Here is a 16,072-nt window from a genome sequence, read left to right as displayed (position 1 = left end):
ACCGCATCGGCTCGAAACATCCGATCGTTGCGCTTGAAATCGATTTCGCATACTCTGGCCGCAGGTGAGGTCAACGGCGAACCGAGAACCTGCCGGCGCCCACGGCCGAAGCCCGACCGAACCGGGGTTCCTGACCCGGCCACAGCATCGACTCATCGACGAGTCGAGTTCCTGAGGAGGGACGAATGCACAAGAGAATGAAGGGTCTCGCCAAGGCCGCCGCGGTCATCGCGGCCGCGGCACTGCTCATGACGGGCTGCACCGCCGGAGGCGGCGGAGGCGGCGGCGGCGCGGAGGGCAGCCCCGACAGCGGCGACCTGAGCTTCGTCTACATGGGCGACGCCGACCAGCAGAAGGCCTTCAACGCCCTGTTCGCCGAGTTCAACAAGGAGTACCCCGACATCAAGCTCAAGGCCGTCGGCATTCCGAGCGGCAACTGGGCGACGTTCTCCACGACGGTCGCGACGCGGCTCGCCGGCGGGCAGAAGATCGACATCATCCAGGTGGCGACCGAGGGGCAGCGGCTGTTCGCCTCGAAGGGCATCCTCACCGACCTCGCGCCGTACATCGAGCAGGACCAGGAGGTCGTCGACGACTACTGGGCCGACCTCAGCCCGAACCTCGTCAAGTTCAACGAGGAGTACGCCTCCGGACCCGACGGCGAGACCGTCTTCATCCCCGGCGGCTTCAACACCATGGCGATGTACCTCAACAAGTCGGTGTTCGAGAAGGCCGGGGTGCCGATCCCCGAAGACGGCAACTGGACCTGGGACGAGTTCGTCGCGGCCGGCAAGCAGATCAAGGAGAAGACGGGCGCGTACCTCACCGGTGCCGGCTCGGGCTACTTCGTCGACGTCATGCCGTGGCTCACGACCAACAGCGCGAGCACCTTCAACCAGGACTGGAGCGAGCCGACCTACAACACCCCTGAGGCCGTCGAATCGGCCGAGTTCGCCCGCAGCCTCGTCGAGATGGGCCTCGCGCCCAAGCCCGGGGGGCAGTTCGACGGCAACACGGCGTTCAAGCAGGGCAAGCTCGCCACCCTCAACGGCGGGCGGTGGCCGGTGCTCGGCGTCCGCGACATGGACATGGTCGACCAGACGGTCGTCGTGAACTGGCCCACCAACACCCAGAACGGCTCGCCGGTCGGCTGGGATGCCTGGAACATCACGAAGAACAGCGAGAACAAGCAGGCCGCCTGGACCTTCATCAAGTTCCTCATGTCGAAGGAGGCCGGCGAGTACTTCGCGACGATCGGCGGCACGATCGTGCCGGCGCGCGAGTCGGTCGCGAACTCCGAGGCGTTCACCGGCAACGCCCCCGAGGGCACCGTGCGGCTGAGCGAGGCGATGGGCTGGGCGACGCCCATCCCGTCGATCGACCAGGGCGCCGAGGCGCAGAAGGTCATCGAGGAGGCCTGGGGCACGATCGTCGCGGGCCAGGGCGAGGCGCAGCCGACGCTCGACGCCGCGCAGGACAAGCTGGAGTCGCTGGTCAGTGAGTAGCGACACGATCACGGCGCGGCGCCCCGGAGCACTGCTCCAGCGGCGCCGCGCCGAGGCGGCGGGCTGGCTGTTCGTCAGCCCCGCCGTCCTCCTCTTCCTCGTCTTCGTCGCGGGGCCGTTCGTCTTCGCGATCGCGCTCGCGTTCCTTAAGTGGGACCTGCTGACGCCGCCCGAGTTCGTGGGCCTCGCGAACTTCGAGCAGCTGTTCACCGACCCCGAGCTTCCGCAGGTGCTGTGGAACACCTTCGTCTTCGCGTTCGCGTCGATCGTGACGCACCTCGTGCTGGGCCTACTGCTGGCGCTCGCCGTGAACAACCTCATCAGCAGGTCCATCGGCTACTTCGCCCGCGTCGCGATCTTCTTCCCGTTCCTGATCTCGTGGGCGGCGGTCTCGCTGCTGTGGAAGTACGTGCTCGACCCGACGTTCGGATACGTCGGACAGTACGCCGCGATGCTCGGCATCGAGCTGCCGAACTTCCTCGCCGACCCCGCGTGGGCCCTGCCGTCGATCATCGTCATCGACCTCTGGCACACGGTCGGGTTCACCTTCATCATCATGCTGGCCGGCCTGCAGACGGTGCCGTCCGAACTCGTCGAGGCGGCGCGCACCGACGGTGCGACGGGCCGGCAGATCTTCTGGAACGTCACGCTTCCGCTCATGTCGCCGACCCTGTTCTTCGCGACGATCATCACGTTCATCGGGGCGTTCCAGATCTTCGACCCGATCCAGATCATCACCAAGGGCGGGCCGCAGGGGTCGACCACGACGATCATCATGTACCTGTACGAGAAGGGCTTCCAGGCGTTCGACATGGGCTACGCGGCCGCCGTCGCGCTCCTCGTCTTCGTGATCATCATGGGTGTGACGCTCCTGCAGTTCATCGGCCGGAGAAGGTGGGTGCACGAATCATGACGACCATTCCGCAGGCCCGGCCGATGCCGAGCGACGACCTGCTCGCCACCCTCGAGAAGGCCGGCCGCCGCAAGTCGCGGCGACGCACCCCGGGCGGCGTCGCCGTCGACATCGTGCTCGTCGTGTTCGGCATCGTCATGATCGCCCCGCTCGTGTGGCTGATCGTGCAGAGCCTCACGGTGCCCGAGTTCGCCTTCGCGAGCCCGCCGAGCTGGCTGCCGATCCCGTTCACGTTCGAGAACTTCGCCGACGTGCTCGACTACATGCCGTTCTTCCAGCAGTTCGGCAACTCGCTGCTGCTCGCGGCCGTCTCGACGGCGGGAGCGCTGATCTTCTCGATCCTCGCCGCCTACGCGTTCGCCCGCATCGACTTCCGGGGCAGCCGCCTGCTGCTCGTCGTCATGCTGTCGGCGCTCATGGTGCCGGCGCAGCTCGTGATCATCCCGATCTTCATCATGATGCGGCAGGTCGGGCTGGTCGACACGCTGGCCTCGCTGTGGCTACCCGCCCTCATCAACGTGTTCCAGATCTTCTTCCTCTCGCAGTACTTCAAGACGATCCCGCGCGAGCTCGACGAGGCCGCCCGCATCGACGGGGCCGGGCACCTGTGGATCCTCTTCCGCATGCTCGTGCCGCTGTCGGCGCCGGCGATCGCCGCGCTCGCCATCCTCGGGTTCGAGGCGTCGTGGAACGGGTACTTCGGACCGCTCATCTTCCTCTCGAGCCCCGAGAACATGACCCTGCCGCTCGGGCTCGTCACGCTGCAGAACGGCTTCGGGGCGGCACCGGCCGTCGTCGTCTTCGCGGCGATCACGATGGTCGTGCTGCCGCTGCTCATCGTGTTCCTCGCGTTCCAGCGGCAGATCGTCGAGTCCGTCGCGTCGACCGGGTTGAAGGGATGACCGCCGTGGAGCCGGGCGCGGCCGTCGACCCCGTGCTGCGCCGGCTGCCGGCTGCGGCGTGGCGATCGCTGCCCGCGCTCGCCGTGCTCGGCGTCGCCGTCGTCGCCGTCTACGCCGCAGCGGGTCGGGTGCTCGGCCCCGCGTCGCCGATCACCTGGATCGTCGTCGCCGCACTCGCGGCGCCCGGGCTGCTCTGGGCGGTCGACCGGCTCGGCGCCGAGCTCTTCGAACTCGGCGGCGAGCGGCCCGGCTTCGGGCGGCGCCTGCTCGTGGTCGCGGTCTTCGCGGTCGCCCCCTGCATGCTGGCGGCGTGGAGCGCGCTCGTCGCCGTCGTCGCCGAGGCCTCCGGATCCGTGGCCTTCCAGGTGCTCGCCGTCGCCGGCACCGCGCTGGCCGTCGTCGCCGCGCTCGTCGCGGCGGTCGCGATCCCGGTCGGCGTCGTGCGGGCCGACGTCCGCCTGCGCAGCATCGTCGCGATGGCGTTCATCGCCGTCGTGCGCCGGCCGCTCGGCCCCGTGTCCGCGGTCGTCGCCGCCGCCGCCGTCGTCTGGCTCGGACTCACCTGGCTGACCGTCCTGCTCGCGATCGCCGCGCCGGTGTTCGTCGTGCTCGCCGTCGGTTGCGCCTGGCCGACGGCGGCCGCGGTCGGCGTCGCGCTGCCGCCGCTCGTACCGCTGCGCCGCAGCCCCATCACCGTCACGCAAGGAGAGGCATGACCGACATCCTCCGGCAGGAGCTCCCGCACACCGCAGTCCCCGCCCTCGCGATGCCGATCGGCGGCATCGGCACGGGCGGATTCGTCGTGGGCGCCGACGGCTCGCTCCGCCAATGGCAGCTGCACGGCATGCCGAACCACGTGGGCGCCCTGCCCGGCACCGGGTTCTGGCTGCGCGTCACGCAGATCGAGCCGCCGCTCGACGTCGTCTCGATGGTGCAGGGGCACCCCGTCGACGACCCGGGGGCGTCGCTGACGACGGACGCGGTCGTGCCCGAGTGGATGTCGGCGGCGGCCGACCGGTTCGGCACCTTCGCGTCGGCCCGGTTCAGCGGCACCTATCCGATCGCCGAGGTCGGGCTCTCCGATCCGAGGCATCCCGTCGCCGTCACCATGCGGGCGCTGAACCCCATGGTGCCGGGCGACGTCGAGACGAGCGGCATGCCGAGCGGGCTGTTCTCGTTCACCCTCACGAACACGGGCGAGTTCCCGGTGCACGGCACGCTCGCGGGCTCGCTGCTGAACGCCGCCGGGTGGGACGGCATCACCCCGATCGGCGAGCACACCCCGGGGCTCGGCGGCAACGTCAACCGACTGCTCCGCGGGCGGGGCTGGTCGCGGGTGGTGATGGACAACCCGTCGATCGACGAGTCCGACCAGCTCGCCGGGCAGCTGGTGCTCGCCGCCGACGACCCGTCCGCGGCCGTGCTCGCGCGGTGCACCGGCGTCGAGCACCTGCGCGCCTTCCTCGACTCGCGCGCGCTCAACGACGGGCGCTCGCGTCTCGAGGTCGCGCCGACCGTCGGCGACCCGCAGTTGAACGCGCCGCGCGGCGGCTCGGGTGCGAGTGCGCCGGGGCGCTCGTGGCTCGGCGTCGTCGGGGTGCCGTACTGGCTCGAGCCCGGGCAGTCGCGCACGATCCGGTTCTCGATGTCCTGGCATTTCCCGAACCGCTTCGTCGACATCGAGCAGTTCGGCCGGCCGCACCCCGAGGCGGGCGCGTCGCGGTTCTACCTCGGCAACGGCTACGGGCAGCGATACCGCGATGCGCTCGACGTGCAGGCCGAGGTCGAGGAGCGGTGGGACGACCTCGTCGCCCGCACCTCGCGCTGGACCGAGACCCTCACGACCTCGAGCCTCGCGCCGCGCGAGGCCGACTACCTCGCCGCCCAGGCCGCCTACGTGCGGAGCCCGACCTGCTTCATCGGCGCCGACGGCCGCTTCTACGGATACGAGGGTTCGCTCGGCGCCTCGACCTGGATGTGGTCGGGGGTGTTCGGCGGGTCGTGCCCGCTCAACTGCACGCACGTCTGGCAGTACGAGGCGGCGCTCGCCGGGCTCTGGCCCGAGCTCGAGCGCGACATGCGCGACACCGAGTTCGACGTCATGCAGGCGCCGAACGGCGCGATCCCGCACCGCCTTCGGGTACCGACGTACCTGCCGCAGATGACCCACGAGATGATCGGCGGGCCCGAGGAGCCGGCGCTCGACGGCATGCTCGCGACGATCCTCAAGTCGCTCCGCGACGTGCAGCGGGGCGCGGGAGCCGAGTGGCTCGAGCGGCGCTGGCCGTCGCTCCAGCGGCTCTATCGCCACATCGCCGAGAAGTGGGACGCCGACGGCGACGGCGTGCTGCACGGCATCCAGCCGTCGACGCACGACATCGACCTGGCTGGGGTCAATCCCTTCATGGGCACGCTGTGGCTCGCGGCGCTGCGCGCGTACGAGGAGCTCGCGCTGCTCGCCGGCGACGACGATGCGGCGGCCGAGGCGCGAGCGCGCTTCGAGTCGGGCTCGCGCGGCTACGACGAGGCGATCTTCGACGGCACGCACTACATCCAGCGCCTCGACGAGGGCGACCCGACCGACTTCCAATGGCTGACCGGCATCCTGAGCGACCAGGTCATCGGGCAGTGGTGGGCGCACCAGCTCGGCCTCGGGCACATCCTGCCCGCCGAGCACGTGCGCAGCGCGCTGCGACACGTCGTCGGCTCGAACCTGCGGCACGGCTTCGCCGACTTCACCCACCCCTACCGGGTCTACGCCGACACGGCCGACGATGTCGGGCTGCTCATGTGCTCGTGGCCCGACGGCGGCCGACCCGAGGTCCCGACGCGGTACGCCGACGAGGTCTGGACGGGCATCGAGGCGCAGGTCGCCGCGCACTGCCTCTTCGAGGGCCTGGACGACGCGGGCCAGGCCGTGCTCGACGGACTGTGGAACCGGCACGACGGCTCGCGACGCAACCCGTACAACGAGATCGAGTGCGGCGACCACTACGCGAGGGCGATGGCCGGCTGGACGCTGCTTCAGGCCCGATCGGGCGTGCGCGTCGACGAGGCGACGGGATCGCTGCACGTCGGGGCGAACGGTCGTTGGCCGTGGGTCGCCTCGACGGGGTACGGCACGGTCGTCGTGACCGATGACGACGTGGCCGTCGAGATCGCCGAGGGCGCGTTCGGTCTCGAGGTGGTGCGGGCCTAGCCTGCGGCACCGCTCGCCGGCCGCAGTGCGGCGCGCTGGGCCTGCGAGAGCCGATCCGGCCGCGCGGTGACGGCGTACCGCTCGCCCTGGACGCCGACGAGGAGCGGATCGGCGAGGTTGGGACGTCGCTCGAGCTCCGTCAGCGCCGAGGCCGCACGTGTCGGCGTCCAGCCGAGCGCGCCCGAGAGCTCGTCGACCGTGAGCGCCCGATCGGCGTGGACCAGCGCCGCGAGCACGGTCATCGCGTCGCCCGCCTTCGGATCGTCCAGGTCGATTCCGTCGATCTGCTCCGTGAGCTCGCCGAAGAACCGCCCCATGAGGCCGAGTCGCACGCCGGCGGGGCTCTCCGCCCCGAAGATGGCGGCGCCGCGCGCCGCACCGGTCGCCACGTCGGCGTGCGCCGACGAGTCGGTGCGCAGCGCCCGCAACCACACGTCGTCGTCGATGACGTACCGCTCCCGACGGCTGCGGCGATCGGCCTCGCGCCGGAGCAGGCCGAGTCCCTCGAGGTAGCCGACGGCCTTCGACACCGCCGCCGGGCTGACCTGCAGTCCATGCACGAGCTCGGCGGCGGTGAGGCTTCCGGCCTCGGAGAGCAGGAGGGCGGTGAACACGCGCGAGGCCATCCGCGGCATCCCGGTGGCCGACAGCAGGCCCGCGAACTCCTCGACGAACGCGCGGGTCTCGGTCGGCGGCTCCGGTGCAGCGGCGGGGCGGCGCACACGATGCCCTGCCGCCTCGTGCGCCGCGCCGGCCGAGTACCGGCCGTTGCCGTTGCGAGCCACCTCGCGGCTGATCGTCGACGTCGGGCGGCCGAGGCGCCGGCCGATCTCGGCGTAGCCGAGACCGTCGGCCATTCCTTCGGCGATCGATCGTCGCTCGTGCAGGGTGAGCCTGCCACCGGTCATGCCGCGTCCCCATCGTCGTTCACGGAGTGCAACGCAACGCACGTTGCGTTCGACGACAGTACCACGCAACGATTGGCGTGTTTTCGGGGATCTGGCGTTGACGCAGATGGAAAGGCTACGTAGCGTTCTGGCATTCGGAAACGAAAGGCGCGACATGCACATCATGGCCATCTCGACCGTCGACGACGGCGACCTGTTCTGGGGCGCACTGAAGAAGGCCCACGGGCGGCTGCCCAAGGGGGCGAAGTGGGTGCTCGCGATCGCGAGCACCGACGGAACCAGCGCGGTGAACGTCATCGCGCACGACTCGGCCGACGCGGTGCGCGAGTTCTTCGAGGCGTATGCGGGACGGGCCGCGACGACGGAGTACTTCGAAGCCGACGCCGCGAATGCCGTCGGTCTCGCCCGGTGAGCACGGGGCTGTGATGGAGTTCGGACGTGCGGCGGAGCGGATCGCGGAGGTCCTCACCGAGCACCGGGTTCCCGGCGCCGCCGTCGGCCTGCTCCACGGTGGCGTGGTCACCGGACTCGTGCACGGGGTCCAGGACATCGACTCCGGCGTCGCGGTGACGGCGGACACCGTCTTCCAGTGCGGCTCGCTGACCAAGACGTGGACCGCCCTGGCATTCATGCAACTCGTCGACGAGGGCGCGGTGCACCTCGACGAACCCGTGCGCAGTCTCATCCCGGGGTTCAGGGTCGCCGACCCTGAGGCGACGGAACGAGTCACTCCGCGCCAGCTGCTCGATCACACGAACGGCATCGAAGAGGCCTTCGGCGATCCCGGCGAGGAGGAGGACGTCTACGAGCGGATGGTCGAGCAGGTCGCCGACGCCCCGCAGGTCAGTCCGGTGGGAACCGTCCACGGGTACAGCGCGGCGCTCGGCTACGCGATCCTCGCCCGGATCATGGAGGTCGCCGACGGCAAGCGCTGGGACGCGATCATGCGCGACCGCCTCTTCGACCCGATGGGACTGGCCGCCACCACGAGTCGGCCGGCCGAGGTCGATCCGGCGCACGCGGCAGCCGGTCACCTGATCCGGTCGATGGAGGAGGGGCCGATCCCGACGCCGATCGATCGGCTGCCGCGCGCGTACGGCCCCGGCGGCAACGTGAGCTCGACGGCCGGCGAGGTGCTCGCGCTCGCCCACGTGATCCTGCACGGCGGCATCGCTCCGAACGGCGCTCGCGTCGTCTCGGAGGCGGCGATCCGCGAGATGACGACCTCGCGCGTTCCGGTCCCCGACCCGTACATGTTCGGCCCGGAGTGGGGGCTCGGCCTCGTGGTGTGCGACTGGGGCGGCCGCACCGTGTACGCGCACGACGGCAGCACGATCGGGCAGAACGCCCGCTTGCGCATGCTGCCCGCCGAGGACCTCGCACTCGTCCTGCTGACGAACGGCGGCCAGCGCGACTCGCTCTACCGGGACGTGTTCGACGCGATCCTCGACGAACTCGGACTCGGTCGGATCCCGCCGCTGCCCGCGCCGGCCCCCGGGCTCGTCCTCGACACGTCGAGGTACGTCGGCGTCTACGAGCGCCCGGGCACGGCGTTCGAAGTGACCGCCGAGGCCGGCAGGCTGTTCGCCACCGTCGACCTGAACCCGATGCAGGCGGCGTTCACGGGCCTGCCCGATCGCATCACCTACGAGCTCCTGCCGATCAGCGAGACGCACTTCGTGATGCCGCCGGTCGGCCCGCTGGAGGACTCGCAGACCGTGGCGATCTTCGACGTCGAGCGCGGCGCGGCGCGCTACCTGCACACGAACTGCCGGCTCCACCCGCGGACCGCCTAGCGCGAGTCGAGGTCGCCCAGGCCGGCGATCACGCGGGTCAGCCCGAACTGCCACGCGCGCTCGGCGTCGTGCGGGCCGCCCATCGCCTCACCGGCCGCGCGACCGACCCGCTGCGCGAGTGCGAAGTCGTCGCCCAGGTAGCCGGCCAGGCGATCGACCGACTGCTCCCAGAGCTCGCCGAAGTCTCCGGTCGCAGGTGTCATCACCGTCCTGGCGGCCGTGGACCGCACGAAGTCGAGCACGAACGTCAGCGCCGCATCACGTCGGATGTCGCTGATCGACGTGCCGTCGAAGGCGTGCAGCTCGTGGTCGTACTTCGCGATGGTGCCGGGGCCGAGGGCGGTCCGCGGATCGTCGATGCCGAGCAGCCAGGGGTGGTCGCGCAGCAGCGCGAGGTTGTCCTCGGCGAGGCGGCGCACCCGGGTGCGCCACGTCGATCGACCGAACGGTGTCGTCGTCATCTGCCCGTGCGCGTGGTCGGCCATCAGCACGAGCAGGTCGTCGCGGCTGTTGACGTGGGTGTACACCGACATCGCCGTTAGCTCGAGCGACTGGGCGAGAGCCCGTACGGTGACCGCGGCGAGGCCGCCTTCGTCGGCGAGGGCGATCGCGCGGGACACGACGTCGCCCGTGGAGTAGCGGGCCCTGGGGCCGCGGCTGCCGCCGGCGGTCGCGCCGGGGCGGTCGCGCCAGAGCAGGTCGATCAGGGGCCTGGGCATCGCGGGACCTCCCTCGGAATACCGTCGCAACATTGTACGTTGTAGACGGTACTGTACGTTGTACAGGGTTTACGGAACGGGAGAACCGATGAACATCACCCAGACCGCCGTCTCGCTGAACGTCGCCGACGTCGACGCCTCGGCGAACTTCGCCAAGACCTGCTTCGGCTACGAGGAGGCCATGGCGGCCGACGGGTTCGTGTCGCTCCGCCACGCCGACTCGAACACGAACCTGATCTTCCTCGCCACGGGCCTCGCCACCTTCAAGCCGAGCGAGATCGCCGGCTCGGCGGGGCAGGGGCTGCTGCTCGTCTTCGTGGTCGACGACCTCGACGCCGAGTTCGAGCGCATCGCGGGGGCCGGCGCCCGCGTCGTGACGGCACCCGAGACGGAGCCATGGGGCGAGCGCTACTGCCAGTTCGCCGACCCGAACGGCCTCGTCTGGCAGCTCGTGCAGTGGGTCGAGCTGCCCGCCTGAACACGGGGGCGACGCGCCGAGCGCGTCGCCCCTCATGCCGGCGGTCAGGTGCGCGGCGGCGTCGCGCCGAGGTCGGGCACAGGGGCCGAGCCCAAGTGCACCTCCAGGTCGTCGGCCGTCGGCGTCTTCGGTCGGCGGGCGGTGGGCCGGTCGAGGTAGAACATCGCGGTCGAGGCGATGTCGTCGCGCAGGGGAAGGTAGCGCCATCCGCTGCGCCAGCCGAGGGCCTGGATGTCGACCTTCGGCAGGCCGGTCGTGAAGTGGATCGGGTCGAGCAGATGCCACCGGTACATGCCGAAGCGCTGCTGCGAGACGTAGAGCCCGTCGGGCCGGATCACCTGGGGCATGCCGAGGTACGGGGTCGAGTAGGCCGTGTAGCCCCGCCCCGGGATGTCGAAGTTCCACGCACCGCCGAAGTAGTCCTCGGTGCCGGTGCCGCAGATCGTCGGGTGGTCGGTGTCGTCGTCGAGGTAGAACTTGATCTCGCCCTCGCCCCACCAGCCGTTCGAGTTCACGCCCCAGGCGAGGTAGGTGCCGACGTACTGGCCCTGCCCCTCGATGCCCTCGAGGATGGTGTGCGGCACGAGCTCCTCGAGCGGGTTCGAGCGGCGCCACTGGGCGTGGAAGTAGCCGTCGCTCGCGTAGTCGCCGCCGATCTCGTAGGTGACCTGGTAGTAGACGCGCACGTCGACGACCGAGGTGTTCTCGATCGTGAGCCGGGCGCCCCGCTTGAACGGCATCGGCCAGTACGAGTTGAAGCCGCCGTGCGGATTCGCCGCGATGACCTGCGAGTTCACCTGCGCGAACACGCCCCAGCCGTTGCAGAAGAAGTCGCCGTAGGGCACCTCGACGGCGGGCTCGTCGGCGCCGTCCCAGTAGGCGCGCAGGATCAGCGTGCGCCAGTTGTCGGTATGCGTCGTGATCCAGACGTGGGTGATGCGGCCGGGTCCGTCGATCGCGGCGAGGTCGAAGGTCTCGCCGGCCGTGATGTCGACGCTCGGCGAGATCTTCCACCCCGGCCCGAGGTCGCGTGCGCACGAGGCCCCGGTGCCCTCGGTCGCGCGGGCGCCGCCGCCCTTCGACCCGTCGAAGTTCTCGGGCGAGATCGACCGCGTCTGCAGCGGCCGGATCGCGGCGATCGACGAGAGGTCCGGACTCGGCGGGTGCGGGGCGTTCACGTTGCGACCACTTCCTCGTGTGTCGGCGCGGCGCTGCGGCGCTCGCGTTTGGAATCGATTTCAACACTGTAAAGTGGCCTCACCGGCATGTCAACGCGGGCCGGCGCAGGGCAGGGCGCATGGCGACGATCTACGAAGTGGCGAAGCTCGCGGGGGTGTCACCCGCGACGGTCTCACGCGTGTTCAACGGCGTGGCCGTCTCCGACGAGAAGGTCGCCGCCGTCCGCGACGCCGCCAGGCAGCTGAAGTTCACGCCCAATCGCACGGCGCGCACCCTGCGCAAGCAGGAGTCCGAGGTGATCGCGCTCGTGATCCCCGACATCGAGAACCCGTACTTCACCGAGCTCGCCCGCGGCGTCGAGGACGTCGCCCAGAAGGCGGGCTACTCGGTCGTGCTCTGCAACACCGACTCGCAGCTCGAGAAGGAGGCGACCTACCTCCAGATCGCGATCTCCGAGCACATGGCCGGGGTCATCCTCGCCGCCGCCTCCGACACGACGAACCTCGACGACATCCAGGCGGCGGGCCGCCCCGTCGTCGCGGTCGACCGGGGCACCGGGTACGACATCGACGGCGTGGTGATGGCGAACCGCACGGCCGGCCAGGCGGCGACCGAGCACCTCGTGCGAGCCGGCTACCGGCGAATCGCCTGCATCACGGGCCCGCAGCTCATCGAGACGGCCTATGAACGAGCACAGGGATGGCGCGCGGTGGTCGCCCGCCAGTTCCCCGACGTCGATCCCGACGAACTGCTGCGCTACTCGACCTTTCGCGTCGACGGCGGGCGCGAGGTGATGGAGGAGCTGCTGGCCCTGCCCGAGCCGCCCGACGCCGTCGTCGCGGGCAACAACCTGCTCGGCGTCGGCGCGATCCAGGTGCTCACCGAGCACGGGCTCACGCCGCCGAAGCTCGGGGTCGCGGTCGTCGGCTCGCTGCCGTTCACGACGCTGTCGCCGAGCGCGGTCACCCTCGTGCGGCTGCCGGCCCGCCACATGGGCGTGACGGCGGCCAAGATGCTGCTCGAGCGCATCGCCGGCGACGACCAGCCGGCCCGCACCGTCGTGCTGCGCGGCGAGCTGCAGCCGGCGCGCGCAGCCGGCTGAGCGCGGCCCGCACACGGGCATCGGCGCCGGGTCGAGGCATCCCGTGCGGTTGATCATGAAATCGATTTCGCATAGAGTGACCGCAGAGTGCCGGAGCGCGGACGCAGCGTCCGCGACGACGCGAACGACGGTGATCGAGGAGGAGCGCCATGTCGGTGCGATGCACCCTGGGGGTCGACATCGGCACGTCCAGCAGCAAGGGCGTGCTGGTCGCGGGCGACGGCACCCTGCTCGCCACGGCGACCCGGCAGCACGAGGTCGACCGCCCGCGCACCGGGTGGGTCGAGATGGACGGACGCATCTGGTGGCGCGAGTTCGTCGAGCTCGCCCGCGAACTCCGGGGCGGTGCGCCCGGGGCCGAGATCGTCGGGGTCGGCGTGAGCGGCATGGGCCCGTGCGTGCTGCTCTGCGACGACGACGACGAGCCCGTGCGGCCCGCGATCCTCTACGGCGTCGACACGAGGGCCGGCGCGCAGATCGACCGGATGAACCGTGAGCTCGGCACCGACGAGATCGCGCGCGTGGGCGGCTCGCAGCTCACCTCCCAGGCCGCCGGCGCGAAGATCGCCTGGGTCGCCGACGAGGAGCCCCGAGCATGGGCGCGCGCCCGCCGCCTCTACATGCCGGCCTCGTGGCTCGCCCGGCGGCTGACCGGCGCCTACGTGCTCGACCACCAGTCGGCGAGCCAGACCTCGCCCCTCTACGACGTCGAGGCGGAGGCATGGCACGAGCCGTGGTGGCACCGCTACGCGGCGACCGTCGAGGCGCCCCCGCTCGCGTGGGCCGGCGACCTCGCGGGCCTCGTGACCGCGTCGGCCGCCGCCGAGACCGGGATCGCCGAGGGCACGCCCGTCATCGTCGGCACGATCGACGCCTGGACCGAGGCGGTGAGCGTCGGCGCCCATGGGGTCGGCGACCTGATGCTCATGTACGGCACGACGATGTTCCTCATCGCCACCGGCGACGAGACCCTGCGCACCCCCTCGATGTGGACCACGGCCGGCGCCTTCCCCGGAACGCGCAACCTCGCCGGCGGCCTCTCGACCTCGGGCGCCCTGACCGCGTGGCTCGCGAAGCTCACCGGCTCCGACTACCCCGAGCTGCTCGCCGAGGCGGCAGCGTCGGGGCCCGGCGCACGCGGCCTCGTCACCCTGCCCTACTTCGCGGGGGAGCGCACGCCCATCCAGGACCCCGACGCCCGCGGCGTCATCGCCGGACTCACCCTCGAGCACGGTCGCGGCGACCTCTACCGCTCGGCACTCGAGGCGACCGCCCTCGGCGTGCGGCACAACGTCGAGACGATGCGCGCCGCGGGCGCCGACCTGCGCCGCATCGTCGCAGTCGGCGGCGGCACGCAGGGCGAGCTCTGGCTGCAGATCGTGTCGGATGCCACGGGGCTCGTGCAGGAGGTGCCCGAGATCACGATCGGGGCGAGCTTCGGGGCGGCCTTCCTCGCCGCGGGTGCGGTCGCCTCGCGCGACGGCGCGACGCCCCCGGTCATCGCCGACTGGAACCCGACGACCCGCACGATCCGCCCCGACCCCGCCGCGCGGGCCGCCTACGACGCGCTCTTCGACCGCTACCTGCGGCTCTATGCGGCGAGCGCAGAGGTCGTGCACGAGCTCGCCGCCGAGCAGCGCGGCCGCGCATGACCACGAACCACCACCAGCACCGACGTGCAGCACCCACCAGGAGGCATCCATGACCGACACCGCTCAGACCCGGTACGCGCTCCCGCGGCCGGCGGCCCGCCCCGCGGCCGAGCCGAACACCGCCTACCTGATCGCATCGGGCGACCTGCGCGAGTCGGCCAACACGGCGGGCTGGGCGACGCAGGCCGCCATGGAGGCCGATGTCACGGCGGCCCTCGGCGAGCTCGGTTGGCGAGTGGTGCGCGCGAACGAGGTCGATCCCGCGACCGGGCACGGGTTCATCTCGAGCCAGCGCATGGGGCTCGAGGTGTTCAAGTCCATTCCGGTCGACGCGCCGCTGATCGTCGCCGAGGCGGTGTGGCAGTACTCGCACCATGTGCTCGCGGGCCTTCGCACGCACCGGGGGCCGATTCTCACGGTCGCGAACTTCGCGGGCGACTGGCCCGGCCTGGTGGGCCTGCTCGGCCTGAACGCCGGTCTGACCAAGATGGGCAGGGAGTACTCGACGATCTGGTCGGTCGACTTCACCGACGACTGGTTCCGGCAGGGGCTGCGCGAGTGGGTCGAGACCGGCTCGATCACGCACGACGCGTCGCACGTGCGGCCCCTGCCAGAGCTGCCCGACACCGCCGAGGTCGAGCTCGGGCGTGCGCTCGCCGACGAGCTGCTCGCCGACAAGGCGATCATCGGCGTCTTCGACGAGGGCTGCATGGGCATGTACAACGCGATCTTCGACGACGAGCTGCTGAACCGGCTCGGCATCTACAAGGAGCGGCTCTCGCAGTCCGCGCTCTACGCCGAGATGCTGACGGTCGGCGACGACGAGGCCGACGCGGTCGGGGCCTGGCTCGTCGAGCGGGGCATGACGTTCAAGCTCGGCAGCGACGAGGCGACCGAGCTCACCGAGGCGCAGCTGCGCTGGCAGTACAAGATGTACATCGCCGCGCTGCGGATCGCCGACGACTTCGGGCTCGACGCCGTCGGCATCCAGTACCAGCAGGGCCTGAAGGACCTCGTGCCGGCGTCGGACCTCGCCGAGGGCCTGCTCAACTCGACCGAGCGCCCGCCCGTCACGTCGCGCGACGGCGAGCGCGTGCTGCACGAGGGGCGCGCGTTCCCGCACTTCAACGAGGCCGACGAGGGCGTCGCGGTCGACGCGCTCATCACCGACCGCATCTGGCGGGCGATGGGCATGGTCCCCGACAACACGCTGCACGACGTGCGCTGGGGCGAGGAGTTCGCGGGCGAGTTCGTGTGGGTGTACGAGATCTCGGGCTCCGTGCCCGGCTCGCACCTCGGCGGCTGGCAGAACGCCGAGGGGTGGCGGCAGGACCCGGTGTTCTTCCCGGCGGGCGGATCGACGGTCAACGGCGTCTCGAAGCCCGGCGAGGTGGTCCTCTCGCGCGTGTTCATCGCCGACGGCCGGCTGCAGGCCGACCTCCTGCGTGCCACCGTCGTCGTGCTGCCCGAGGAGGAGACGATCCGTCGCAAGAACGCCACGAACCCCGAGTGGCCGATCGCGCACGTCGTGCTGCACGAGGTGAGCCGCGACCAGTTCATGGCCAGGCACAAGGCCAACCACGCCCAGCTCGTCTACGCGCCCGACGCCGACACCGCCGACAAGGCCCTCGTCGCGAAGGCCGCGATGCTCGACCGGCTCGGCGTGAAGGTCAACCTCGTGGGGCGCGTCGAACTCTGAGCCCGAACGAACGGATGCCT

14 protein-coding genes are annotated in these 16,072 nt (G+C 71.0%); 11 read left to right on the top strand and 3 right to left on the bottom strand.

What is annotated here, in order from left to right:
* Positions 1 to 185 precede the first annotated feature (185 nt).
* Genes ACWGPE_RS15510 through ACWGPE_RS15490 form a run of 5 tightly spaced genes read left to right on the top strand, consistent with a single transcriptional unit; the run spans position 186 to position 6,519 of the window.
* On the top strand, positions 186 to 1,505 hold the full coding sequence (locus ACWGPE_RS15510; protein WP_231428972.1) for an ABC transporter substrate-binding protein: 1,320 nt from the start codon (positions 186 to 188) through the stop codon (positions 1,503 to 1,505).
* On the top strand, positions 1,498 to 2,418 hold the full coding sequence (locus tag ACWGPE_RS15505) for a carbohydrate ABC transporter permease (protein WP_275506064.1): 921 nt from the start codon (positions 1,498 to 1,500) through the stop codon (positions 2,416 to 2,418). The genes ACWGPE_RS15510 and ACWGPE_RS15505 overlap by 8 nt, the downstream gene beginning before the upstream one ends.
* Complete coding sequence (locus ACWGPE_RS15500; RefSeq protein WP_275506065.1) at positions 2,415 to 3,320, top strand: carbohydrate ABC transporter permease; 906 nt, start codon at positions 2,415 to 2,417, stop codon at positions 3,318 to 3,320. The genes ACWGPE_RS15505 and ACWGPE_RS15500 overlap by 4 nt, the downstream gene beginning before the upstream one ends.
* Positions 3,317 to 4,036 carry a hypothetical protein gene (locus tag ACWGPE_RS15495; protein WP_275506066.1) on the top strand — a complete coding sequence of 240 codons (720 nt, stop codon included), beginning with the start codon at positions 3,317 to 3,319 and terminating at the stop codon, positions 4,034 to 4,036. Before ACWGPE_RS15500 ends, ACWGPE_RS15495 begins: the two co-directional genes overlap by 4 nt.
* Positions 4,033 to 6,519 carry a GH116 family glycosyl-hydrolase gene (locus tag ACWGPE_RS15490; protein ID WP_452049026.1) on the top strand — a complete coding sequence of 829 codons (2,487 nt, stop codon included), beginning with the start codon at positions 4,033 to 4,035 and terminating at the stop codon, positions 6,517 to 6,519. Before ACWGPE_RS15495 ends, ACWGPE_RS15490 begins: the two co-directional genes overlap by 4 nt.
* Here ACWGPE_RS15490 and ACWGPE_RS15485 read toward each other — a convergent pair.
* The gene (locus ACWGPE_RS15485) at positions 6,516 to 7,427 is read right to left on the bottom strand and encodes a GbsR/MarR family transcriptional regulator (protein WP_231428967.1); all 912 of its coding nucleotides are present in this window, start codon (positions 7,425 to 7,427) and stop codon (positions 6,516 to 6,518) included. The two genes, ACWGPE_RS15490 and ACWGPE_RS15485, sit on opposite strands and share 4 nt — an antisense overlap.
* 154 nt (positions 7,428 to 7,581) lie before the next feature.
* Between ACWGPE_RS15485 and ACWGPE_RS15480 the strand changes: the two genes are divergently transcribed.
* Both ACWGPE_RS15480 and ACWGPE_RS15475 read left to right on the top strand, forming a co-directional pair.
* On the top strand, positions 7,582 to 7,839 hold the full coding sequence (locus ACWGPE_RS15480; protein ID WP_452049025.1) for a hypothetical protein: 258 nt from the start codon (positions 7,582 to 7,584) through the stop codon (positions 7,837 to 7,839).
* A gap of 13 nt (positions 7,840 to 7,852) precedes the next feature.
* Entirely contained in the window at positions 7,853 to 9,223 is a 1,371-nt protein-coding gene (locus tag ACWGPE_RS15475) for a serine hydrolase domain-containing protein (RefSeq protein ID WP_275506069.1), read from the top strand.
* On the opposite strand, the gene ACWGPE_RS15470 is transcribed toward ACWGPE_RS15475, so the two are convergent.
* The gene (locus ACWGPE_RS15470) at positions 9,220 to 9,942 is read right to left on the bottom strand and encodes a TetR/AcrR family transcriptional regulator (RefSeq protein ID WP_231428964.1); all 723 of its coding nucleotides are present in this window, start codon (positions 9,940 to 9,942) and stop codon (positions 9,220 to 9,222) included. The two genes, ACWGPE_RS15475 and ACWGPE_RS15470, sit on opposite strands and share 4 nt — an antisense overlap.
* Positions 9,943 to 10,030: 88 nt before the next feature.
* On the opposite strand from ACWGPE_RS15470, the gene ACWGPE_RS15465 reads away from it, so the two are divergent.
* Positions 10,031 to 10,420, top strand: coding sequence for a VOC family protein (locus ACWGPE_RS15465; RefSeq protein ID WP_231428963.1), 390 nt, complete (start codon positions 10,031 to 10,033; stop codon positions 10,418 to 10,420).
* A 44-nt stretch (positions 10,421 to 10,464) separates the two neighbouring features.
* Here the strand turns inward: ACWGPE_RS15465 and ACWGPE_RS15460 are convergent, their stop codons facing one another.
* Entirely contained in the window at positions 10,465 to 11,598 is a 1,134-nt protein-coding gene (locus ACWGPE_RS15460) for a glycoside hydrolase family 172 protein (protein ID WP_231428962.1), read from the bottom strand.
* Positions 11,599 to 11,717: 119 nt separating this feature from the next.
* Between ACWGPE_RS15460 and ACWGPE_RS15455 the strand changes: the two genes are divergently transcribed.
* The 3 genes from ACWGPE_RS15455 (at position 11,718) to ACWGPE_RS15445 (ending at position 16,052) form a co-directional block, all read left to right on the top strand.
* Positions 11,718 to 12,701: a LacI family DNA-binding transcriptional regulator gene (locus ACWGPE_RS15455; RefSeq protein WP_231428961.1), complete on the top strand. Its 984-nt coding sequence runs from the start codon at positions 11,718 to 11,720 to the stop codon at positions 12,699 to 12,701.
* Positions 12,702 to 12,850: 149 nt separating this feature from the next.
* Positions 12,851 to 14,353 carry an FGGY-family carbohydrate kinase gene (locus ACWGPE_RS15450; RefSeq protein ID WP_275506070.1) on the top strand — a complete coding sequence of 501 codons (1,503 nt, stop codon included), beginning with the start codon at positions 12,851 to 12,853 and terminating at the stop codon, positions 14,351 to 14,353.
* Positions 14,354 to 14,402: 49 nt separating this feature from the next.
* Positions 14,403 to 16,052 (top strand): fucose isomerase, encoded by a 1,650-nt coding sequence (locus tag ACWGPE_RS15445; RefSeq protein ID WP_231428959.1) that lies wholly within the window; start codon positions 14,403 to 14,405, stop codon positions 16,050 to 16,052.
* The last annotated feature ends 20 nt before the right edge of the window (positions 16,053 to 16,072 follow it).

This window comes from Agromyces sp. NPDC055658 (assembly GCF_053618155.1).
This window is presented reverse-complemented; position numbering and strand designations above follow the sequence as displayed.

What these genes read in the sequence shown, in the direction of transcription:
- ACWGPE_RS15480 (WP_452049025.1), top strand. Translation starts at nt 7,582, where the DNA reads ATGCACATCATGGCCATCTCGACCGTCGACGACGGCGACCTGTTCTGG.
- ACWGPE_RS15470 (WP_231428964.1), bottom strand. Translation starts at nt 9,942, where the DNA reads ATGCCCAGGCCCCTGATCGACCTGCTCTGGCGCGACCGCCCCGGCGCG.
- ACWGPE_RS15485 (WP_231428967.1), bottom strand. Translation starts at nt 7,427, where the DNA reads ATGACCGGTGGCAGGCTCACCCTGCACGAGCGACGATCGATCGCCGAA.
- ACWGPE_RS15475 (WP_275506069.1), top strand. Translation starts at nt 7,853, where the DNA reads ATGGAGTTCGGACGTGCGGCGGAGCGGATCGCGGAGGTCCTCACCGAG.
- ACWGPE_RS15455 (WP_231428961.1), top strand. Translation starts at nt 11,718, where the DNA reads ATGGCGACGATCTACGAAGTGGCGAAGCTCGCGGGGGTGTCACCCGCG.
- ACWGPE_RS15445 (WP_231428959.1), top strand. Translation starts at nt 14,403, where the DNA reads ATGACCGACACCGCTCAGACCCGGTACGCGCTCCCGCGGCCGGCGGCC.
- ACWGPE_RS15500 (WP_275506065.1), top strand. Translation starts at nt 2,415, where the DNA reads ATGACGACCATTCCGCAGGCCCGGCCGATGCCGAGCGACGACCTGCTC.
- ACWGPE_RS15450 (WP_275506070.1), top strand. Translation starts at nt 12,851, where the DNA reads ATGTCGGTGCGATGCACCCTGGGGGTCGACATCGGCACGTCCAGCAGC.
- ACWGPE_RS15495 (WP_275506066.1), top strand. Translation starts at nt 3,317, where the DNA reads ATGACCGCCGTGGAGCCGGGCGCGGCCGTCGACCCCGTGCTGCGCCGG.
- ACWGPE_RS15510 (WP_231428972.1), top strand. Translation starts at nt 186, where the DNA reads ATGCACAAGAGAATGAAGGGTCTCGCCAAGGCCGCCGCGGTCATCGCG.
- ACWGPE_RS15465 (WP_231428963.1), top strand. Translation starts at nt 10,031, where the DNA reads ATGAACATCACCCAGACCGCCGTCTCGCTGAACGTCGCCGACGTCGAC.
- ACWGPE_RS15490 (WP_452049026.1), top strand. Translation starts at nt 4,033, where the DNA reads ATGACCGACATCCTCCGGCAGGAGCTCCCGCACACCGCAGTCCCCGCC.